The sequence below is a fragment of the Streptomyces sp. V1I1 genome, from assembly GCF_030817355.1.
Taxonomy (GTDB): domain Bacteria; phylum Actinomycetota; class Actinomycetes; order Streptomycetales; family Streptomycetaceae; genus Streptomyces.
The window spans coordinates 838,220-859,175 of the sequence record NZ_JAUSZH010000001.1 but is presented as its reverse complement, the minus strand read 5'-3'; the positions used below and the strand labels follow the sequence as shown (position 1 = coordinate 859,175).

The window sequence follows — 20,956 nt, the reverse complement described above, 5'->3', positions numbered from 1 at the left end:
GGGCACGGCGATTGGCGTCCTCGTCGGCCAGGCGCTCAGCGCCCGCCACTCATACGTCCAGGGCTTGCCTTCCATCGCTGCCATAGCCCTTGGTCATGGCAACACTCCGGCAGCTCGAATACCTGGTCGCCGTCGTCGACACCGGCTCCTTCACCCGGGCGGCCGAGCTTCTGCACGTCTCCCAGCCCGCCCTGTTCCACCAGGTCCGCGCACTGGAACGGGATGCGGGCGGCCCCCTGCTCGAACGCCTGCCACGCGCCGTCCGGCTGACGCCGACGGGCCGTGCCATGCTGCCGCACGCCCGCGCCGCACTCGCCGACGCCGAGCGGGCCCGTACCGCCGCCCGCCGTGCCGTCGGCCTCGACGGCGGTGAGATCCAGGTGGCCGCGGTGTACTCCGTCACGCTCGGCGTGCTGCCGCCGGTCCTGCGCGCCTGGCGTGAGCAGCACCCCGGCGTTCGTATCCGGCTGCTGGAGTTCGCCCACACCGACGCCCTCGTCGACGCGATGACCGCGGGCCGTGCCGACCTCGCTGTCGGGCCCGCGCCGGGCTCGTGGGGCGGTCCCGTACGGGAGCTGGGAACGGAGGAGTTCGTGGTCGTCGTCGCCGACGGCGACCCGGCCGCCACCGACGAGGCCGGCCGGGTGGCGCTCGCGGCGCTCGCCGACCGCGACTGGGTGCACTACGCCCCTGGCAACGGCCTCGCCGACACCGTCCCCGGCCAGTGATCACGCTTCAAGGGGCGGACGCCAGGTGCGCGTCCGCCCCGCGGCCGGACCCCGCCACACCTTCCGGGGCTTGACCGGTCCTTTGGTACAGACCAAACTCCGTCACACCCGTGCGAGCGCGGAGCGCGCTTCCCCCCACGTCGGGCTCACACTCCCGTGCTCCCACGCCGAAGGTGACCTCCGTGAAGAAGCGCTCTCACAACCTGTCCGTCATCCTGTCAGTCGTACTCGTGTCCGCGCTCACGCTCAGCGGCTGCGGCGTCCTCGGCGGGCCCGAGACCCGCACCGTCCGGATCTGGCTGATGAAGGACAGCGTCTCCGACGACTTCCTGAAACGCTTCACCACCGCCTACGAGAAGGACAACCCCTCCATACGACTGGAGTTCACCTTCCAGGAGTGGACCGGCATCGGCAAAAAGGTCACCGCCGCGCTGGAGAGCGAGAAGACGCCGGACGTCATCGAGGTGGGCAACACCCAGGTCGCCCAGTACGCCGAGAGCGACGCACTGCGGGACCTCACCCTCGAATCCGTGCGGGACCTCGGCAACGAGGAATGGCTGCCAGGACTCGCCGAACCGGGCAGCATCAACGGCTCGCAGTACGGCATTCCCTGGTACGCGGCCAACCGCGTCGTCATCTACAACAAGGACCTCTTCGCCGACGCCGGGATCACACAACCCCCCAGAACCCGCGCCCAGTGGCTCAAAGACTCCGAAAGACTCAACCGCGGCGGCACACAGGGCATCTACCTCTCCGGCCAGGACTGGTACACCCTCGCCGGCTTCATCTGGGACGAGGGCGGGGATCTCGCCGTCGACCAGGGCGGCGAATGGCAGGGGGCGCTGGACACCCCGGCGGCGCTGCGCGGCATGGCGTTCTACAAGAAGCTCCAGGCGCACGGCAGCGGGCCCAAGAACGCGGACGAGGAGACCCCGCCGCAGGCCGAAGTCTTCGCCAGAGGCAATGTCGCCCAGATGATCGCGGTGCCCAGCTCCGCGACCCTCATCGAGAAGAACAACCCCGATCTCCAGGGCAAGCTCGGCTTCTTCGCCGTACCGGGCAAGACGGCCGCCGCGCCCGGCGCCGTCTTCACCGGCGGCTCCGATCTGATCGTGCCCGAGAAGGCGCGCGAGCGGACCGCCGCGATCGAGGTCGTCAAGGCGCTGGCGGGCGAGAAGTGGCAGACCGACCTCGCCCGCACCATGCACTACGTACCCAACAAGACGACCCTCGCGGGCGTCATCGAGGGCGAGGAGAGCACCGCGGCGATGGCCGCCGGCGCCGCGCGGGGCAGGGCGACGCCCAACTCGCCGCAGTGGGCCGATGTCGAGGCCGACAACCCGATCAAGCCCTATATGACGGCCGTTCTGCAGGGCAAGGAGCCCAGGCGCGCGGCGCGGATCGCATCCGCGCGCATCACCGAGGCCCTCGCGCCTCACTGAGCCGTCCCCTCTCGCTACCCTCCGTGCTCTGTCACGGCACGCATTCCCCGGCATTCAGCCTTCGCACATCCACTCTCCGCCGGGCGGTCATGTCGAATCCAGCCGACCACGGAAGAAGTAAGGAGCCGGGCCGCCGCACCCGCGGTCCGCCCCCTACCGTCCGGCACAGGAGAGCGTCATGCCCGCATCGCCAACCGTCGTCCCCGCCCCAGTCGCCGCTTCCCTCCCCGCGCAGTTCTCGGCGCCCGCGCCCGCCCTCACGCCGCTCGCCGAGGGCGACCAGCCCCGCTACGTCGTCTCCCTCGCCCGGGACCAGGACGACGTACGGGCCGCGCAGCGCCTGCGCCACCAGGTGTTCGCCGGTGAGATGGGCGCCAGGCTCGAGGGCCCGGAGCCGGGTCTGGACATCGACGCCTTCGACGCGTACTGCGACCACATCCTCGTGCGCGAGGCGGAGACCGGCGAGGTCGTCGGCACCTACCGGGTGCTGCCGCCCGAGCGCGCCAAGGTGGCAGGCCGGCTCTACTCCGAGACCGAGTTCGACCTCACCCGTCTGGCACCGATCCGCGACGACCTCGTCGAGGTCGGCCGCTCCTGCGTCCACCCGCTGCACCGCAACGGCGCCGTCATCGCCCTCATCTGGGCCGGGCTCGCCCGCTACATGACCCGCACCGGCCACACCTGGCTGGCCGGCTGCTGCTCCATCCCGCTCGCGGACGGCGGCACCCTCGCGGCCGCCACCTGGGACACCGTGAAGGCCAAGAACCTCGCCCCCGAGGAGTACTGGGTCACCCCCCACAAGCTCTGGAACCCCGACTCCGTCACCCGCTCCGAAGGCCGCACCGAGCTGCCCGCCCTGCTCCGCGGCTATCTGCGGCTCGGCGCCTGGGTGTGCGGCGCGCCCGCCCACGACCCCGACTTCGGCGTCGCGGACCTGTACGTGCTGCTCTCACTGCGCCGCACCAACCCCCGCTACCTGCGGCACTTCCTCTCCCTCGCCCCCGTGCGATGAGCGTCTGGCTGCCCAGCGCGCCCTGCACCCCGGGGGGCTGCGCGACACACCACGGACCGGCGGCCGGCGCGTTCACGGCCGCCGCCCGGCTGCTGGCCGGGACGCTTGCCGTGCTCGCGGGTCTGCTCTTCGCGCCGGTGGCCGTGCTGCTCGGCGTCCTCCTCGGGACCCGGGTGCGGGACGCCATGACCCGCTGCTGGGCGCGTGCGGTGGTACGCGCCTTCGGCGTACGCATACGGGTCGTCGGCCGGCCGTACGGCCCCCGGGGGTCCCTCGTCGTCGCCAACCACATCTCCTGGCTGGACATACCGCTGATCGCGGCGGCCCTGCCCGGACGGATGCTGGCCAAGAGCGAGATCCGGCGCTGGCCGGTGCTCGGGCCGCTCGCCGCCCGGGGCGGCACCCTCTTCCTGGAGCGCGACCGGCTCCGTACGCTGCCCGCCACCGTCCGCGAGATGGCGTCCGCGCTGGGCAGCGGCGCCCGCGTCATAGCCTTCCCCGAGGGCTCCACCTGGTGCGGCCGCGCCCAGGGCCGCTTCCGGCACGCCGTCTTCCAGGCCGCGCTGGACGCCGACGCCGCCGTCCAGCCCGTACGAATCAACTATCTGCCCACCGGAGCGGCCGCGTTCGTCGGGGAGGACCCGCTGACCGCGTCCCTGTGGCGGGTCGTGGCGGCCGGCGGGCTCACCGCGGAGGTCCGGCTGCTGCCGCCCATCCCCGCGGGGAGCCACCCCGACCGCCGCTCACTGGCCCGCGCCGCTCAGCTGGCCGTCGAGAGGGACAGTGCGAATCTGCCCTCCGTGTCCGTCCACCACTTCGTCAACTCGAGTTCAGCAGCCGCCAGTTCCCTGCGCACACCCTTCTGACGGAACTTCGCCGACACCTCCGTACGCATCTCCTCGCCCGCTTCGAAGGACACCGCCAGATCCAGCTCGGGGATCTTCACGGTCAGCGCGGAGCGCGCCCGCAGCCGCATCTCGATCCACTCCTGCTCCCGGTCCCAAACAGCCACATGATCGAAGTCGCCGGGGTCGACGTCCGCGCCCAGCTCCCGGGCGATGACGGACAGCACGTTCTTGTTGAACGCGGCCGTCACCCCCGACGCGTCGTCGTACGCCCTGACCAGGACCTCCTCGTCCTTCACCAGATCCGTCCCCAGCAGCAGCGCGTCGCCGGGGTCCAGCAGCGACCGCACGGAACGCAGGAACACCGCGCGCTCGGCGGGCAGCAGATTGCCGATGGTGCCGCCGAGGAACGCGACCAGCCGCGGTCCCGGCGTGCCGGGCAGCGCGAGACCGCGGGTGAAGTCGGCGATCAGAGCGTGGACATTCAGCCCTGGACGCTCGGCGAGCAGCCCCTCGGCCGCGCCGGTCAGCGCGCTCTCGCTCACATCGACCGGCACATAGCTGTCCAGCGCGGGCAGTGCGTCCAGCAGATGCCGGGTCTTCTCAGAGGATCCCGAGCCCAGCTCCACCAGGGTGCGTGCACCGGTCGCGGCGGCGATCTCGGGAGCGCGGGCGACGAGGATCTCCCGCTCGGCACGGGTCGGGTAGTACTCGGGCAGCCGGGTGATCTCCTCGAAGAGTTCGCTGCCCAGGGCGTCGTAGAACCACTTGGGCGGCAGTTCCTTGGGCGTACGGGTCAGCCCGTGCAGCACATCGGCGCGCAGAGCGGCATCCGTGGCGTCCTCGGGCAGGGTGCGGGTCAGCAGGAACGGGCTCACGCAGTGGGCTCCTTGAGCGGGGTCAGCAGGACATCGGTGCGGGTCGCGGCCAGCAGGGTGTGGTCGGGAACCTCGCGCCAGTGGGGATCGTCGTCGTACGGCTCGGAGGCCACGACCGTGCGGCGGCCGGGCTCGGCGAGATACCAGAGGGTGTCGCCCCACGCCGTCGCCGCGATCGTCTCGCCGTCGGTGAGGAGCAGATTGAGCCGGGATCCCGGCGCCGCCTCGGCGGCCTCGCGGACCGTGTCGGCCAGCGCCTGGCCCATCTCGTCGCCGTCGCGCAGCCGGTGCAGCACCAGCGCCCACAGCAGCGCGGAGTCGCAGCGCGCCTCCAGCGACAGCAGTTCGGCGGCGGGCAGCGACAGCGCGAGCGGAGCCAGTGTGGCGGGCCAGCCCCTGATCGCACCGTTGTGGCTGAACAGCCAGGGCCCGGCGGCGTATGGTGCGGCCGCCGCCTCACCGTCCGCGCCGGCCACGGTGGCGTCGCGGACGGCCGCGAGCACGGCCCCGCTGCGGACCACCCGGGCGAGATCGGTGAAGGAGAGATCCGCCCAGATGGGGCCCGACCGCCGGTATCTGGCGGGCACCGGATCCCCCTCGGCGTACCAGCCGACGCCGAATCCGTCGGCGTTGACGGTTCCGTACCGCTGGTGACGAGGCGCCCAGGACTGCCGGAACAGGCCGTGGGCGGGCTCGACCAGCAGTTGCCCGAGCGGCAGTTCGGGTCCGAGGAAGGCGATATGGCGGCACATCAGCGCTCGCCCCCTCGGCAGAGCAGGCGTCCCGGCAGCGGCGCGCGGAGCGCCGTCCGCGCGCTCACGACGCCTCCCCGGGAGCCGCGTCCCGCGCCGTGCGGAACCCGGCGAAGATCTGCCGGCGCACCGGCAGGTCCCAGTTGCGGAACGTGCCACGGCAGGCCACCGCGTCGACGGCGAACGAACCGCCGCGCAGCACCTTGTGCGCACTGCCGAAGAACACCTCGGAGTACTCCCGGTAGGGGAAGGCGGCGAACCCCGGGTAGGGCAGGAAGTCGCTCGACGTCCACTCCCACACATCGCCGATCAACTGCCGTACGCCGAGCGCCGATTCACCCTCCGGATAGCTGCCCACCGGGGCGGGCCGCAGATGGCGCTGGCCGAGGTTGGCGTGTGCCGGCGCCGGATCCTCGTCGCCCCACGGGAAGCGGCGGGAGCGGCCCGAGTCGGGATCGTGGCGGGCGGCCTTCTCCCACTCGGCCTCGGTGGGCAGCCGCCGCCCCGCCCAGCGGGCGTACGCATCGGCTTCGTACCAGCTCACATGCAGCACCGGCTCGTCGGCGGGCACCGGCTCGGTCACCCCGAAGCGGCGGCGCAGCCACTGCCCGCCCTCGCGCCGCCAGAACAGCGGTGCGCCGATGTCGTGCTGTCGGATCTGGTCCCAGCCATCGGCCGCCCACCAGCGGGGGTCCGTATAGCCGCCGTCCTCGATGAAGGCCTGGTACGCGCCGCAGGTCACCGGCACCGTGTCGATGAAGAACGGCGGCACGACACGCTGGTGCGAGGGCCGTTCGTTGTCCAGCGCCCACGGCTCGGTCGATGTGCCCATGGTGAACGGGCCGCCCGGCACCAGGACCTCGGCAGGCAGGCCCCGCGCGCTGCCGCCCGGCGGCTCGGGCGCGGTGAGCGCGGCCGGGCCCTTGCGCAGCTGGTGGGTGATGAGCATCGTCTCGTCGTGCTGCTGTTCGTGCTGGGCGATCATCCCGAAGGCGAAGGCGGCGTCGACCAGCGGCCCGCCCTCCAACGGGGTGCGGTCGAGGACGTCGAGGACCCGGCCCCGTACGTCGGATGCGTACACGCGTGCCTCGGCAGGGGCGAGCAGCGGCAGCGTTGGCCGCAGGGCACGCGGATGCTCGAAGGCGTCGTAGACGGAGTCGATCTCGGGCCGCAGCGCCTCACGCCCGGCGACGGTGCGCCACAGCCACTGCTCCTCCTGGTTGCCTATGTGGGCCAGGTCCCAGACCAGCGGGGACATCAGCGGAGAGTGCTGGGCGGTCAGTTCATGGTCGTCGACGCACGAGGTGAGCGTGGCCGTACGGGCTCGGGCGGCGGTCAGCGCATCGAGGGCGCGGCGCCGGAGGTCTTCGGTCATGTGCTCAGTTCCTTCCCGAGGGAGGAGATGCGCAGATCGTCGGCGGGACATCGGCCCCGCAGGACATGGCGCTCATTGAATGCGGCGACGGCCCCCAGCACGGCGTCGGACGCGCCGATGCGGGGGAGTGCTTCCAGGGCGACGGCGAAACAGGTCACGGCCGACGCGTGCAGCTCGGGATCGGCCAGCCCGTGCCGGGCGGCGTTGACCCAGAGCGGATTGCGCGGCGCCGGCAGCGAACCGGCGTACTCAGCCAGCGGTTTGACGGTGCGATAGACCGTCTCCGCCGCCTCGGCGTCGTCGAACAGGGCGGTGGTGACGGCGAGCGGCACCAGCCAGCCGTCCTCGCCGGACTGGGCGTCGATCATGCGCAGTTCGAGATGGCCACGCGGCCTTACGGGCGGAAAGAGGGTGGTCAGGTGGTAGTCGAGGTCCTCCCGGGTCGGCCGGCGCAGATTCCCCGAGCGCAGCCACTGGCGGAAGGTGAGGCCGTCGGGCAGCTCCCACGACCCCTCGGCCGTCCGGACGCACATCACCGGGGCGTCCAGCGCATGGGCGGTCCAGGCGGAGCGCGGCTCCTGGTCCAGCGGCGGCGCCACGGGCCGTAGGTCGTCGAGCGCGGCCCACACGGCCTGCCGGGTCGACCGCCAGCCGGTGTAACGCCCTTGCTGTGCAGGCGAGTTGGCGAACGCCGCCATCAGCACGGCGCCCAGAAGATGCGCGAGCTGCCAGCGTCTGCCGTACCCGAGGGGTCCCGGCTCCTCCTCGCCCGCGTCGAGGCACACCTGGGTGGAGGCTGAGGTGCACATCATGGCGCGGCCGGCCGGACCCGTCCGGTCCAGATACGCCTCCATGGCGTCGTAGCGGGGTTCGTGGAGCAGTCGGCGCGGCGGATGCCAGGGGTCGAGGCCGAGTCCGGTGAGAGTGAGGCCTGCCGGGCGGAGCGCGGATCGTACGGCGTCCAGATCGGCGGCGGTGGAGTCGATGCACTCCATCAGGGAGGCGGCGGGGAGGGAGCTGAGCTCCAGCTGGCCGCCTGGCTCGAAAGTGAGGGCCGATTTCAGTTGTAGCGAACGTACCTGGTCGTGGGCTGCGGCGATGCGGTCGGCGGGGACGGGGCGCTCGGGCCGCTCCAGCTCATGAATGAGCCATTCGACCTCCACGCCGACGGTGCGGGGCGGGCCGTTCTTGAAGCAAATACATCGAAGCAGGTCCTCCGCTTCATCCAGGTCGATCGGCCGGCCGAAGTCGTCGGCATCGGGTGGGTGCATGATCTGCTCCTCCAGTCGCGAAGGCACTCTGCCAACCTAAAGCCACGCCCGCTGGTTCGCACAAGAGTGCTTGTGATGTCCGCGGGACGTAAGGAAATCGATTGCCGTGGCCCCGGCCGATCAGGACGATGTCCGGCATGAGTGCACGACTGCGGGGGATCGCGAAGCAGACCGAAGACATCGTCGAAACGGGCCATTACCTGGCATTCGACGGTCGGAAGGTGGAGATCGGGCGGGAGCTGGCCGCCGCGCTGGTGGGCACGAGGATGTACGGACCCGAGGCGGTGGAGGTCACCGCGGACACGGACCGTACGACGTCCTTCGAGGTCACGGGCGAGAGCAGCACGGAAGCCGCCCGCCGGCTCACCTCCGCGGACGCGGCACCGGTCGCCGTCCTGAATTTCGCATCGGCACGCAACCCCGGCGGCGGCTATCTGAACGGCGCACAGGCCCAGGAAGAGGCGCTCTGCCGGGCCTCGGCGCTGTACGCCACGCTGCTGCGCGCCCCCGAGTTCTACGACCACCACCGCGCAGACCGCAGTCCGTTCTACACCGATCGGGTGATCCACTCGCCCGGCGTCCCGGTCTTCCGCGACGACCGCGGACGGCTCCTGGACGCTCCGTACACCGTGGGATTCCTGACCTCGCCCGCGCCGAACGCCGGGGTGATCACCAGCCGCACCCCCGACGAGGCGCACCGCATCCCGGCCGCCATCGCCGTCCGCGCCGAGCGGGTCCTGGAGACGGCGGCCGAGCGCGGCTACCGGCGCCTCGTGCTGGGGGCCTGGGGCTGCGGGGTCTTCCGCAACGACCCCGCGGCGGTCGCGGGCGCCTTCCACGCACTGCTCACCGACGGTGGCCGGTTCGTGGGCCACTTCGAGCAGGTCGTCTTCGCGGTCCTCGACCGCACGGCCGGGGCGGCCACGCTGGGGGCCTTCCGGCGGACCTTCGCGGGCCGGCTCAAGCCGTTCGGTCAGCTCCAGCCGTAGCGTTCCTGAAGCCGCCGCACGACCACGTCGAAGCGGGGCCGGTCGAGCGCGCAGGCCTCGCGGCGCATGCCGTCCTCGTGCACCCGCAGCACCCGGTCGAGGTCGACCCAAGATTCGCGTCCGGCCCGGTCCCACGGCCCGACGCCGATCGGCACCCACTCGCGGTCCCGGTCGTGGCGCTTGCTGGAGAGCTGCACGGCGAGCAGCGTGCCGGCCTCCTCGCGGGCCACCACCAGGACCGGACGGTCCTTGCCCCGCCCGTCGTTCTCCTCGAACGGCACCCACGTCCAGACGATCTCGCCGGGATCGGGATCGCCGTCGCTGTCCGGGGCGTACGAGGTGCGGACCGGGCCCACCTCGACAGGATCGGCCTCGGTAGTGGCCGCGGGGCCGCTACTGCCGGGCAGGTCGGAGGGGCCGTCGTAGGCGTCTGGTGCACCGGATGCACGGGGGAAGACTGTCACCGCCTCACGGTAGGACACTGTCCAGCACTCGTTTCAGGCCATCCTCCAGAACCCCGTGCGGAACTGGTCTGGAAAGATGCCCAGGGCGATGAGTCAGACACCCAAGCAATCCGCAGAACGCCCCGTTCCGACCAGCGCCGACGTCGCCCGGCTGGCCGGAGTCTCCCGAGCCACCGTCTCGTACGTGCTCAACAACACCTCGGCCGTACGGATCAGCGAGCCCACCCGCAGGCGCGTCCGCGAGGCCGCCGAGGAACTCGGCTATGTGCCCCACGCCGCGGCCCGCAGTCTGCGCGCCGGGCACACCCGGATGGTGCTGCTGCCCACCGCCCACGTCCCGGTCGGCCCGCTCTACAGCCGCTTCTTCAACGAGCTCCAGTGGGCGCTGCGCCGGCTCGACTACACCGTCGTGCAGTACGGCAGCCTCGGTCTCGACGGCGACGAGGCCGCCCGCGCCTGGGCGGAGCTGCGTCCCGTCGCGGTCGTCTCGCTCGGCGAGGTCGCGCTCACCCCGCACGGCGTCGACGTCCTCAAGCGCTCCGGCGCGAAAGCCGTCATAACCCTCGGCCCGCACCGCGTCCAGGGCGCGCACTCCCTCGTCATGGACCAGAGCGAGATCGGCAGCTGCGCGGTGACCCACCTGCTCGGGCGCGGCCGGCGCGCCATCGGCGTGGTCATGCCGCAGGAGCCGGGCCTGGAGCTCTTCTCCGACCCCCGCCTGGAGGGCGCCCGGCGGGCCGCGGCGGGCACCGGCGCCCGGATCGAGCCGCTTCCCCTGTCGTACGACGAGGAGTCGGCGGCCCAGCTCGCCGCCCGCTGGCGCAAGTTCGGCCTCGACGCGGTCTACGCGTACAACGACGAGTACGCCATGTTGCTCATGCGCGCTCTCCAGGACGCGGGCATCCAAGTCCCGGGCGAGACCGCCGTGGTGGGCGCCGACAATCTGCTGCTCGGCAGACTGCTGCGGCCCCGGCTCAGCACCGTGCGGATCGACATGGCGACCGGTCAGCGGCTGGCCGAACTCGTCGACCGCGTCGTACGCGACCCGGGTGCCGAGCCGGAGCGGCACGGCCTGATGGGGGCGCGGGCTCTCCACCGCGAGTCCAGCTGACCCGGGGCGCCTCAGCCCGGCGGCCCCGGTCTGGCGTGAAGTGGCGTGAAGTCGGCATGCGGCCCCAGGTCGCCGCAGTGACGACATGCGCGCCGGGCGGTGCGTGTCTAGCGTCACTTGCATGAGTACTGACCCGCAGCGCTTCGAGATCCTGGTGGTGCCCGAGCATGTCGAGGGCCGCGATGCCGCTTCCCTGGCCAAGAGCGCCATCCGCTCCGCCGTCGTGGAGGCCACGGGTCGGCACGGCTCCTCCGGCTATCCGCGCTATGAGGGTGAGGGTGTGGTGGCTGACATCGACCCTGCGACGCGCACGGTCGAGGCGCTGCTCGTCGACGGGTCGGAGCTGGACTACGGACTCTCCGTGCGGGTCGTCGACGTGGCAGACCGCTGACGGCGACTTCTCCACATGGGCGCCTCTCCGGGCCGTCGACAGTGGCCGTTGACATGGGACGACGCCCGGCAGAGACTCGGGCTGGGCCAATGGTGAACGTTGGTTCACCAAGAGAACAACGCTGTGCGCACGGCCAAGCCTGGGAGAGTTTTGATGAGCATCCGCGACGTCTACATCGTCGACGCCGTCCGCACCCCGATCGGCAAGTTCGGAGGCGCGCTCTCCTCCGTACGTCCCGACGACCTCGCCGCGCACGTCGTCAAAGCGCTCGTGGACCGTGCCCCGGAGCTCGACCCGTCCCGTATCGACGACGTCGTGCTCGGTGACGCCAACGGCGCGGGCGAGGACAACCGCGACGTCGCCCGCATGGCCGTCCTTCTCGCCGGCCTGCCCGTCACCGTCCCGGGCGTCACCGTCAACCGCCTGTGCGGCTCGGGACTTGAGGCAGTCATCCAGGCGGCCCGCGCCATCGCACTGGGCGACGCGTCGATCGTGATCGCGGGCGGCGTCGAGTCGATGTCCCGCGCACCCTGGGTGCTGCAGAAGCCCGAACGGGCCTTCCCCGCGGGCCACCAGCAGCTCTACTCGACGACGCTGGGCTGGCGTATGACGAACCCGCGCATGCCCGCACAGTGGACCATCCAGCTCGGCGAGAGCGCCGAACTCATCGCCGAGAAGCACGACATCACCCGCGAGCAGCAGGACGCATTCGCCCTCGCCAGCCACCAGAAGGCCGCCGAGGCCTGGGGCAAAGGGCTGTACGACGGTGAGGTCGTCGCGTACGAGCGCGTGGAGCTGCCGCGCGACGAATGCATCCGCGACTCGACGTCCATGGAGGCGCTCGCCAAGCTGAAGCCGTCGTTCCGCAAGGACGGCACAGTGACGGCTGGCAGCTCCTCACCGCTCAACGACGGGGCGGCGGCGCTCCTCCTCGTCGACGAGGAAGGGCTGCGGGCGACGGGCCGCGAGCCCCTCGCCCGCATCCGCGCCTCCGCCGTCACCGGCATCGAGCCGCAGCTCTTCGGCCTCGGTCCGGTGGAGGCGGTGCGGCGGGCGCTCACCAAGGCGGGCAGGACCTTCGCGGACCTGACCACCTTTGAGCTGAACGAGGCCTTTGCCGCCCAGTCGCTCGGCTGTCTCGCCGAATGGCCGGATCTGGACCCGTCCCTGGTCAACCCGCGCGGCGGCGCCATCGCGATCGGCCACCCGCTCGGCGCGTCGGGGGCCAGGCTGGCCGGCTCGGTCGCTCACCAGCTGGCGGCGGCCGGTTCGGGAACCGGCGTCGCCGCCCTCTGTATCGGTGTGGGCCAAGGCATCGCCCTGGTCCTGGAGCGCTGAGCCGGACAGCCTTCGAGCCTGCGTCAGGCCTCGGTCGCCCGCGTCAGGCCTCGGTTGCCCGCGTCAGGCCTTGGTCGTCCGTGTCACGCCTTGGCCGTGCGCGTCAGGCCTCCGCCGCCGCCTCCGCCTGGGCCGCGCCCTGCGCGTCCTCGATCGACTTGCGGACCTCGTCCATGTCCAGCGCGCGCGCCTGACCGATCACGTCCTCCAGGGCGGCCTCGGGCAGCGCGCCGGGCTGGGCGAAGACCGCGACATTGTCACGGACGATCATCAGCGTGGGGATGGAGCGGATCTCGAACGCGGCAGCGAGTTCCTGCTGAGCTTCCGTGTCGACCTTCGCGAAGACCAGGTCGGGGTGGCGCTCCGCGGCACCCTCGTAGACCGGGGCGAACTGCCGGCACGGACCGCACCAGGAAGCCCAGAAGTCGATCAGGATGAAGTCGTTGTCGGTGACAACCTGATCGAAGTTTTCCTTGGTGAGCTCAACAGTGCTCATGACGTGCTACCTCTTCCTGATGTCCGGCGGACTCGCCCCCGACAACGGTGCCTGGGGCCGTGCTATTCCTGCCCCTGCCCATGTGGCCAGGACGCACACCCGGGACCAGACTGGCTCTATGACAGAACCTGTGGAGTACGACGTCGTGGTGGTGGGCGCGGGCCCTGTCGGCGAGAACGTGGCGGACCGTGCGAGGGCGGCGTGTCTGAGCACCGCGGTCGTGGAGAGTGAACTGGTCGGGGGCGAGTGTTCGTACTGGGCGTGCATGCCCAGCAAGGCCCTGCTGCGCCCGGCGATCGCCCGTGCCGACGCCCGCCGCACGCCGGGCCTGAGCCAGTTGGTACAAGGGCCGCTCGACGCTGATGCCGTCCTTGCCCATCGAGACGAATACGCCTCCCATTGGAAGGACGACGGCCAAGTCGCCTGGCTGGACTCGATCGGCGCCCGCCTCTACCGCGGACAGGGCAGGCTGCACGGCCCGAAGAAGGTCGTCGTCGACGGCCCCGAGGGGGAGCACCACGTCCTGACCGCCCGGCACGCCGTGGTCGTGTGCACCGGCAGCCGCGCCGTCCTGCCCGACATCCCGGGCCTCGCCGGCGCGAAGGCCTGGACCAGCCGCGAGGCCACCAGCTCCTCTCGCGTGCCAGGGCGGCTCGCGGTCGTCGGCGGCGGTGTGGTCGGCGTGGAGATGGCGACCGCCTGGCAGGCCCTAGGCTCGCAGGTCACCCTGCTGGTCCGCGGCGGGGGACTGCTGCCCCGGATGGAATCCTTCGTCGGCGAGCACGTCGCCGAGGCCCTGACCGAGGGCGGGGCACAGATCCGTACGAACACCTCCGTGAAGTCCGTCGAGCGCTCCGAGGGTGCCGGCCCCGTCACTCTCGTACTGGAAGACGGCGAGCGTGTCGAGGCCGACGAGGTCCTCTTCGCCACCGGCCGCGCCCCCCGGACCGACGACATCGGTCTGGAGACGGTGGGGCTGGAACCGGGCGCCTGGCTGCCCGTCGACGACAGCTGCCGCGTCGAGGGCAGCGACTGGCTCTACGCGGTCGGCGACGTGAACCACCGCGCGCTGCTCACGCACCAGGGCAAGTACCAGGCCCGTATTGCCGGAGCCGCCATCGCGGCGAGGGCGCAGCGCGTCCCGCTGCTGGAGACCGACCGCTGGGGCGCCCACGCGGCGACCGCCGACCGTTCGGCCGTCCCACAGGTCGTCTTCACCGACCCCGAGGCGGCGGCCGTGGGCCTCTCCCTCGCGGAGGCCGAGGCGGCGGGCCACCGCGTCCGCGCCGTCGACCAGGACCTGTCCTCGGTCGCGGGAGCGAGCCTGTACGGCGACGGTTACCGAGGCCGCGCGCGGATGGTCGTCGACCTCGACCGCGAAATCCTGCTGGGCGTCACCTTCGTGGGCCCGGGCGTCGGCGAACTGCTGCACTCGGCCACGGTGGCGGTGGCGGGTGAGGTGCCGGTCGACAGGCTGTGGCATGCGGTGCCCGCGTATCCCACCATCAGCGAGGTGTGGTTGCGCCTGTTGGAGTCGTATCGAGGCTGAGCAGTCGTATCGAGGCTGAGGTGGCGACCGCGGTCTGCACGTGCATGACGTGCAGACCGGCTTCGCTTCCGGGCGGCTCAGGACTCGTTGGACGTCTTGGGCATGTCGCCCTTGGTCGTGTTGATGTCGATCACGGAGAACGCCGCACCCTGCGGATCGCTCAGCGCCGCGAACCGGCCGAACGGGCTGTCCATCGGCCCGAACCGCAGCACCCCGCCCCGCTCGGTCGCCGTCGCCACCGCCGCGTCGCAGTTCACCACGGTGAAGTACACGTTGAGGTATGGCGGCACCTGGGGCGGGAAGTCGGCGTCGTCCATCTTCATGCGCCCGAGGACCGCGGAGTCGCCGAGGTTGTAGAGCTTGAAGTCGATCGCGTCGTCCTCCACCCGCTGCACGCTGTACGGGAAGACGGCGGGGAAGAAGGCGTCCGACTTCTCGGGCTCCCGGGTGAACACCTCACCCCAGACGTACGCGCCCGGCACGGCCTTCGCCTCGAAGCCCTCGTGCGTACCCGCCTGCCACGCCCCGAAAACGACACCGCTCGGATCGCGGGCGAGCAGCATCGACCCGAAATCGCCGACCTGCATCGGCTCCATCAGCAGCTCGCCGCCGTTGTCACGGATCTTCGCGGCGGTGGCGGCGACGTCCGGCGAGGCCAGATACAGACACCACGCCGACTGGCCTTCCTGGCCCGGCATCGGGGGCACAACTGCGGCGACCGCCTTGCCGTTCGCGTACGCCTGTGTGTAATTGCCGTACTCCGACGAAGCCTCGCCGAAGGTCCAGCCCAGCACGTCACCGTAGAAGCTCTTCGCGCCCTCCACGTCGGTGAACATCGCATCAGCCCAGCACGGCGTGCCCTCAGGATGTACGGCCATGGCTCTGCCTCCCGCTCGGTGCGTGGTCCCCTTTTGCCACGCTAGCCAGCTGACGGCCAACCCGCCCGCCGAGCGTGTGGCGCAGACCCTCGCTACGGGACCCCGTGCGGCCGGTCACCTCAGAGGCTCCAGCGCAGCACCGCCCCCAGCCCGCCCGCCGGGCCCTGCATGCCCTCGGGAACCAGCAGCACCTCGGCGTCGGAGGCCGCGGCGGAGCGCAGCAGGGCGTCGTCCGCGCGTGCCTGTACGGGCTTGGCGACGCCCATCGCCTGTGCCTGGCCGCGCTGCACGGCGACCTCGTCGACGCCGGGCCCGATCCACACATCGCGGCCCGCGTCGGACGCGTCCTGCCCGAGCAGCAGCGTGGCCACCTGGTGGCTCCGGGCAGCGTCCACGACGGCGGGTACCCCTTCAGCGGCTTCTCCGCGACCGGTGTCGACAGAGGCCGCGCGGTGCTCGCCCGGCCTGCCGCGTCCGATGCGGAATCGCTCGAGGGCGCTCTGGAGCCGGTCGCGCGTGTACTCCTCGCAGGCCTGGGCGATCTGCCGGTCGAGCACGCTCTTCGAGGCACCCGGGGACCTGCTGCCGTTCTCGGCCTCGACGGTAACGGCCCGGATGCGCTCGGGCAGCCGGTTGTACACCGCCCTGCGCTCGCGGGAGTCGCCGGTCAGGACCAGCAACTGTGCGCCGCTGCCGGGCCACTGCCTGGCGAGCTCGCCCGCGATGGTGTCGGCGGTCTCGTTCCAGTTGTTCTCGACCTTGTTCCGGAAGTGCCACTCGCCCGTGGGGACGCTGCGCTGTCCTCGGCCCCGCTCCTTGCCGTTCGCCTGCCCCACGGTCTCGCGGCCGTGCGCGTCGCGCAGCTCCAGATCTGCTCCGGTGCGGTCGATGTACGCCACCAGGCACGACGGCTCGTCGCCCCGCAGGCCGGCCAGCGGCGCTACGTGCGGCAGGACCGACCAGGTCGCCTCGATGCCGGTCGGGGTCACGCTGAGCGGTATGTCGAGCACTACCTCGGCGCCCGCTGCGAACAGGGCCCGGCCGGGTGGTGCCCCGGAGACCGGCTCGTGGGTGAGCCTGTCCATCAGCGCCCTGATGGTGTAGGCGTCTGCGCCCGCGTCGATGAGCTGCGACGCGACGGAGCGCTCACGGAGCTTCTGCAGCCTCTGGGCGTCCTCGGTCGCACGCGTGGTGTCGATGTACACAGAGGCCCAGGGGCCTGGACGGTCGAAGAGCGGCTTGAGAAAACCAAGTTCCATGATCTCCCCCAGGCTGGTGGAGGGTGAGTACTACCAGGTTACGACGATGTGCCGGTTGAGCCCTCTTTATGGAGGAATCGAGCATTGTGGAGGAATCAAGGCAATCGAGGTAGTCGAGGCAATCGCGGCAGTGGCGGATCCGGCATGTGCGGGCCATCGGCCGCGCCCGGGCCCCGGTACCTGGTTACGCCACCCGGTCCTCGCTCGCGGTGGGCCGGTGCGCGCTGATCATCCTGTGCAGCTCTTCGGACGCCGCCCGGCCGAAGGCCGGATCGTTGATGTGGGTATCGAATTCGAGCACTTCGGTCGTGCTGCCCCGTAGCCCGTCACGGAGCGAGGTGAACAACGCGTCGTCTGCGTGCGGATCGTGATACGGGCCTCCCGGGCCGCCGAGCGTGGAGAGCCCGCGCCGGGGCAGGCACACCGCCGTCGGCCCGGTGGCGGCCCGCAGTTTCGCGGCGACGCCGCGGCCCAGCTCGGCGCACTCCGCCGCGGTGGTGCGGATGAGGGTGATGGACGGGTTGTGCACGCGGACTTGGCGGTCCCGGAAGCGCTCCGGGAGGGTGTCGAGCGGCCCGAACTTGACCATGTCCAGTGCGCCCAGGCTCACCACCTGGGGTATGCCCTTGCGCCCGGCGGCCCGGAGCCGGTCGGGTCCGGCGGTCAGGATGCCGCCCACCAGGTCGTCGGCGAGCTCACTGAGCGTCAGGTCCAGGATGCCGGCGAACAGTCCCTGTTCGGCGAGTGACTCCAGAGTCCGTCCGCCGGAGCCGCTGGTGTGGAAGACGAGGACTTCGTAACCGAGTTCGGTGAGCCGCTCCCGGGCGGCGTCGACGCCCGGTGTCGTCACGCCGGCCATCGTCGCGGCCACCAGTGGCCTCCTGCCGGCCCTGAGATCCGCCGGCCGTACGGCCCGTGACGCCGCGGCGAATGACTTGGCCATCGCGGCGATCGCATCCACCGCGTTGGCGAGGATCGGTGCCGAGACGGTGTTGATCCCGGCGATGTCGACGATGCTGTACATCATCGTGATGTCGGTGGAGCCGACGTACGGCGAGACATCGCCCGAGGCCATCGAGGACACCATCAGCTTCGGTACGCCCAGCGGCAGCGCCCGCATCGCCCTGGTCGCGATCGAGGTGCCACCGCTGCCGCCGATGGCCAGCACACCGTGCAGCCGGTTCTCGGCGTAGAGGCGAAGGACTGTCTCGGCGGCCCCGCGGGCCATGGTGGTCACGGCAGCGCCGCGGTCCCCCTCCTCCCGGAGCAGTCCCAGGTCGGCGCCCGCTGCCTCGGCCACCGCGGCGCGTGGGATGTCGGCCCGCACAAGGGGCTCCCCGATGACGCCCGCATCGATGAGCACGACCTCAACTCCCAGCCGCAGCAGCCGGTCCCGGAGCCAGCCGTACTCCTCGCCCTTGGTGTCCAGAGTCCCTACCAGCACAACGATCGCCATGTCTCTTAATGTTCGCGCCAATTCCGAGCGTGACAAGGCCTGCTTTGGGATGAGCACTTTTCGGCCGAGGGTGTGCACTTGCTCCCGGACGAGCAGTGGGGCGTACGCCGGTCCCGCACCTGGCCACGGGCCGCCGGGGGCAGTCGCGGCGCGATGATCGCCGTCGGGCATGCCGGCCGCGTGACCGTGCTCTCCAGCTTCCTGCCCATCTGGGCGATCACCGCTGTCGGTTGGGCGGCCGCGCGGTTCAATGTGCTCGGCGGTCGAGCGCAGACCGTGCTGGGGCCGATTCGCCTTCGCGTTCGCCATGCCCGCGCTGTTGTTCCTGACGCTGTCCAGGTCACAGCTGTCCGATCTGGCCACCCCGGGCATTGCGGTGTTCGCGGCCAGCCTCCTCATCGTGTGCGCCGTAGGCCTGCTGCTCGGCCGGTGGATCTTCCGGCGGCGTCAGGCCGACCGGGCCATAGGCGCGATGGCGGGGGCGTACGTCAACTCCTCCAATCTGGGCATCCCCATTGCCGTACACGTCCCGCCTGAACACCGATCTCGCCAGGGACACCGTTCTGCTGTCCACGCTGCTGTCGATGGGGTCGCTGTCGCTGATCGCCTGGCTGCTCACCTGACGGGCAGCGACTAGCGAGCACCGCCTTCCGGGATGCCTTCTGGGACCGGATCCCCGGACATCGCCGCGGCCATCCGCAGATGCGGCGCGGCGTCCTGGGGCCGCCCCTGCCGCTCCAGCGTGCGGCCCAGCATCAGCCGCGAGTAGTGCTCCACCGGGCTGAGCTCCAGCACGGCGCGCAGCTCGGCCTCGGCCTTGCTCAGCCGCGCCGAGTGGTAGTAGGCGCGGGCCAGCAGCAGACGCGGCGCGATCTGCTCCGGCGCCTCCTCGACGAGACCACCCAGAATGCGGGCTGCCGTCATGTACTTCTTGGCGTCGAAGAACATCTGTGCGCGGTCCCACCGATCGGCCGCGGTGCCGAACTCGTAGTAGCTGTCGTTCACTTGCCCTCCTCCTCAAGGACTCATCCTGCTGCGTGCAGTCAACATAGAATGATGGTTGAATATTCCACTATCCTTTGGGGCGTGGGGGCTGCCGGCTCGCACCCGTACAGGAATAGGTTGAGCGCCATGAGCAATCTCGATCGTCAGGCCGCCCTCTCAGTCTGCGGCGGTCGTGGCTTCGTCGTCGCCGAGCCCGTCCGTGAACTTCTCAGCCCCCGCCGAGTCCAGCTCGGCGAGTCCACCGAGGTCCGCCGACTGCTGCCCAACCTCGGCCGCCGTATGGTCGGCGCCTGGGCCTTCGTTGATCACTACGGGCCTGACGACATCGCCGACGAGCCCGGAATGCAGGTCCCGCCCCACCCGCACATGGGCCTCCAGACCGTCAGCTGGCTGCACGACGGCGAGGTGCTGCACCGCGACAGCACCGGCAGCCTGGCGACCATCCGCCCCCGGGAACTCGGCCTGATGACCTCCGGGCGCGCGATCAGCCACTCCGAGGAGAGCCCCAAGCCGCACGCGCGTTTCCTCCACGGAGCCCAGCTCTGGGTCGCGCTCCCCGACGCGCACCGCAGCGTCGAGCCGCAGTTCCAGCACCACACCGAGCTGCCGACCGTCACCGCGCCCGGCCTGACCGCCACGGTCATCCTCGGCGCCCTCGACGGCGCCGCCTCGCCCGGGACGACATACACCCCGATCGTCGGCGCCGATCTGGCGCTCGCCAGGGGGACCGAGACGAGCCTGCCGCTGGACCCCGACTTCGAGTACGCCGTGCTCGCCATGTCCGGCGAGGCGCATGTCGACGGCGTGCCCGTACTGCCGGGCTCGATGCTCTACCTCGGCTGCGGCCGTACGGAACTCCCGCTGCGGGCCGAATCCGGCGCCGGGCTGATGCTCCTCGGCGGCGAGCCGTTCGAGGAGGAGATCGTCATGTGGTGGAACTTCATCGGACGGTCGCATGAGGAAATCGAGGAGGCTCGGAAGGACTGGATGGAGAGCTCCCGCTTCGGCGAGGTCAAGGGCTACGACGGTGGCCCGTTGGCCGCACCCGAGCTGCCGCCGGTGGCGCTGAAACCACGGGGGCGGGTGCGCTGAACTGGGGCTATGTGTCTGGCGCTAGTGACAGCGAGGCGCGGTCATCATCTCCGGTTCTGTGCGGCGGAGGGGGTGGCCGCGCCTTCTTGTTGGCCGTCTCGGCTGGGTGTCGGTACTTGCAGGCTTAGCGTCTGTGACCAGGTCTAATCAGACTCTCGCTGACCCGTTGCTGACCCTATTGACGCGTAATTAGATCTGGCCGCATGTGGGTGCCAGGAGGGATGGGCAGGAGTCACGGCACAGCAGGGTGTGGCGACTGCTCCATGTCGAGCATTGGCTGCCCCGGCAGTAGAGGTCTCCGACGTGCTGCAACGTCGCTAAACGCGAGTTGGAATGGTCTCCTGCTTGCAGGAGCGGATCAGTGTCGGCGTACGTACTGGCTACTTCGGATGCGCTAGACGGTGCTATCTACAAGACCACCCTGTCAGGGTTCTGTGCTTGAGTGATCGATGTGTCTTGTTGATTTGTCGGCGCTCATTGGTCTATGTCGTCGATCGGAACGCGCGCGTCAAGTGGGGGCGAGGCAGGCGTATGGCAATGGAGTTCGGCATCTGCCCATGTGGTGAGCGGTACTCCCCACGGATCTCGATTGCGAGGTTCGTTCAGGGCAAGACCGTCGTGCTGT

General features: G+C 70.9%; 20 protein-coding genes. 10 read left to right on the top strand and 10 right to left on the bottom strand.

Annotated elements, in window-relative coordinates; genetic code table 11:
* The first annotated feature begins 95 nt into the window (after positions 1–95).
* From QFZ67_RS04265 to QFZ67_RS04250, 4 genes are all read left to right on the top strand, one after another.
* Complete coding sequence (locus QFZ67_RS04265; protein WP_307659742.1) at positions 96–728, top strand: LysR family transcriptional regulator; 633 nt, start codon at positions 96–98, stop codon at positions 726–728.
* Positions 729–910: 182 nt separating this feature from the next.
* Entirely contained in the window at positions 911–2,170 is a 1,260-nt protein-coding gene (locus QFZ67_RS04260) for an extracellular solute-binding protein (protein ID WP_307659741.1), read from the top strand.
* A 178-nt stretch (positions 2,171–2,348) separates the two neighbouring features.
* Positions 2,349–3,182: a GNAT family N-acyltransferase gene (locus QFZ67_RS04255; protein WP_307659740.1), complete on the top strand. Its 834-nt coding sequence runs from the start codon at positions 2,349–2,351 to the stop codon at positions 3,180–3,182.
* Entirely contained in the window at positions 3,179–4,048 is an 870-nt protein-coding gene (locus tag QFZ67_RS04250) for a 1-acyl-sn-glycerol-3-phosphate acyltransferase (RefSeq protein ID WP_307659739.1), read from the top strand. Before QFZ67_RS04255 ends, QFZ67_RS04250 begins: the two co-directional genes overlap by 4 nt.
* Here QFZ67_RS04250 and egtD read toward each other — a convergent pair.
* From egtD to egtA, 4 genes are all read right to left on the bottom strand, one after another.
* Complete coding sequence (gene egtD, locus QFZ67_RS04245) at positions 3,943–4,905, bottom strand: L-histidine N(alpha)-methyltransferase (RefSeq protein WP_307659738.1); 963 nt, start codon at positions 4,903–4,905, stop codon at positions 3,943–3,945. The genes QFZ67_RS04250 and egtD overlap by 106 nt on opposite strands.
* The gene (gene egtC / locus QFZ67_RS04240; protein WP_307659737.1) at positions 4,902–5,657 is read right to left on the bottom strand and encodes an ergothioneine biosynthesis protein EgtC; all 756 of its coding nucleotides are present in this window, start codon (positions 5,655–5,657) and stop codon (positions 4,902–4,904) included. Before egtC ends, egtD begins: the two co-directional genes overlap by 4 nt.
* A 64-nt stretch (positions 5,658–5,721) precedes the next feature.
* On the bottom strand, positions 5,722–7,032 hold the full coding sequence (egtB, locus tag QFZ67_RS04235; protein ID WP_307659736.1) for an ergothioneine biosynthesis protein EgtB: 1,311 nt from the start codon (positions 7,030–7,032) through the stop codon (positions 5,722–5,724).
* Positions 7,029–8,303 carry an ergothioneine biosynthesis glutamate--cysteine ligase EgtA gene (egtA, locus tag QFZ67_RS04230; RefSeq protein WP_307659735.1) on the bottom strand — a complete coding sequence of 425 codons (1,275 nt, stop codon included), beginning with the start codon at positions 8,301–8,303 and terminating at the stop codon, positions 7,029–7,031. Before egtA ends, egtB begins: the two co-directional genes overlap by 4 nt.
* 137 nt (positions 8,304–8,440) lie before the next feature.
* On the opposite strand from egtA, the gene QFZ67_RS04225 reads away from it, so the two are divergent.
* A complete protein-coding gene (locus QFZ67_RS04225; protein WP_307659734.1) occupies positions 8,441–9,292 on the top strand; it encodes a TIGR02452 family protein in 852 nt (283 codons plus the stop codon).
* Here the strand turns inward: QFZ67_RS04225 and QFZ67_RS04220 are convergent.
* The gene (locus tag QFZ67_RS04220) at positions 9,277–9,756 is read right to left on the bottom strand and encodes a type II toxin-antitoxin system PemK/MazF family toxin (RefSeq protein ID WP_307659733.1); all 480 of its coding nucleotides are present in this window, start codon (positions 9,754–9,756) and stop codon (positions 9,277–9,279) included. The two genes, QFZ67_RS04225 and QFZ67_RS04220, sit on opposite strands and share 16 nt — an antisense overlap.
* Before the next feature lie 88 nt (positions 9,757–9,844).
* Here QFZ67_RS04220 and QFZ67_RS04215 point away from each other — a divergent pair, with 88 nt between their 5' ends.
* The 3 genes from QFZ67_RS04215 (at position 9,845) to QFZ67_RS04205 (ending at position 12,596) form a co-directional block, all read left to right on the top strand.
* Complete coding sequence (locus QFZ67_RS04215; protein ID WP_307659732.1) at positions 9,845–10,867, top strand: LacI family DNA-binding transcriptional regulator; 1,023 nt, start codon at positions 9,845–9,847, stop codon at positions 10,865–10,867.
* 121 nt (positions 10,868–10,988) lie between these two features.
* Positions 10,989–11,258, top strand: coding sequence for a hypothetical protein (locus QFZ67_RS04210; protein ID WP_307659731.1), 270 nt, complete (start codon positions 10,989–10,991; stop codon positions 11,256–11,258).
* Positions 11,259–11,411: 153 nt separating this feature from the next.
* Positions 11,412–12,596, top strand: coding sequence for a thiolase family protein (locus QFZ67_RS04205; protein WP_307659730.1), 1,185 nt, complete (start codon positions 11,412–11,414; stop codon positions 12,594–12,596).
* A gap of 103 nt (positions 12,597–12,699) precedes the next feature.
* On the opposite strand, the gene trxA is transcribed toward QFZ67_RS04205, so the two are convergent.
* Positions 12,700–13,092, bottom strand: coding sequence for a thioredoxin (gene trxA / locus QFZ67_RS04200; RefSeq protein WP_307659729.1), 393 nt, complete (start codon positions 13,090–13,092; stop codon positions 12,700–12,702).
* A gap of 118 nt (positions 13,093–13,210) precedes the next feature.
* On the opposite strand from trxA, the gene QFZ67_RS04195 reads away from it, so the two are divergent.
* Positions 13,211–14,641, top strand: coding sequence for an NAD(P)/FAD-dependent oxidoreductase (locus tag QFZ67_RS04195; RefSeq protein WP_307659728.1), 1,431 nt, complete (start codon positions 13,211–13,213; stop codon positions 14,639–14,641).
* Positions 14,642–14,718: 77 nt separating this feature from the next.
* Here QFZ67_RS04195 and QFZ67_RS04190 read toward each other — a convergent pair whose 3' ends face one another.
* From QFZ67_RS04190 to QFZ67_RS04175, 4 genes are all read right to left on the bottom strand, one after another.
* Complete coding sequence (locus QFZ67_RS04190; RefSeq protein ID WP_307659727.1) at positions 14,719–15,519, bottom strand: VOC family protein; 801 nt, start codon at positions 15,517–15,519, stop codon at positions 14,719–14,721.
* A 119-nt stretch (positions 15,520–15,638) separates the two neighbouring features.
* On the bottom strand, positions 15,639–16,778 hold the full coding sequence (locus QFZ67_RS04185; RefSeq protein ID WP_307659726.1) for a hypothetical protein: 1,140 nt from the start codon (positions 16,776–16,778) through the stop codon (positions 15,639–15,641).
* 184 nt (positions 16,779–16,962) lie between these two features.
* Positions 16,963–18,234 carry a Tm-1-like ATP-binding domain-containing protein gene (locus QFZ67_RS04180; protein ID WP_307659725.1) on the bottom strand — a complete coding sequence of 424 codons (1,272 nt, stop codon included), beginning with the start codon at positions 18,232–18,234 and terminating at the stop codon, positions 16,963–16,965.
* A 633-nt stretch (positions 18,235–18,867) separates the two neighbouring features.
* Complete coding sequence (locus QFZ67_RS04175; RefSeq protein ID WP_307659724.1) at positions 18,868–19,239, bottom strand: M48 family metallopeptidase; 372 nt, start codon at positions 19,237–19,239, stop codon at positions 18,868–18,870.
* A 126-nt stretch (positions 19,240–19,365) separates the two neighbouring features.
* On the opposite strand from QFZ67_RS04175, the gene QFZ67_RS04170 reads away from it, so the two are divergent.
* The gene (locus QFZ67_RS04170) at positions 19,366–20,331 is read left to right on the top strand and encodes a pirin family protein (protein WP_307659723.1); all 966 of its coding nucleotides are present in this window, start codon (positions 19,366–19,368) and stop codon (positions 20,329–20,331) included.
* Positions 20,332–20,956: the final 625 nt, after the last annotated feature.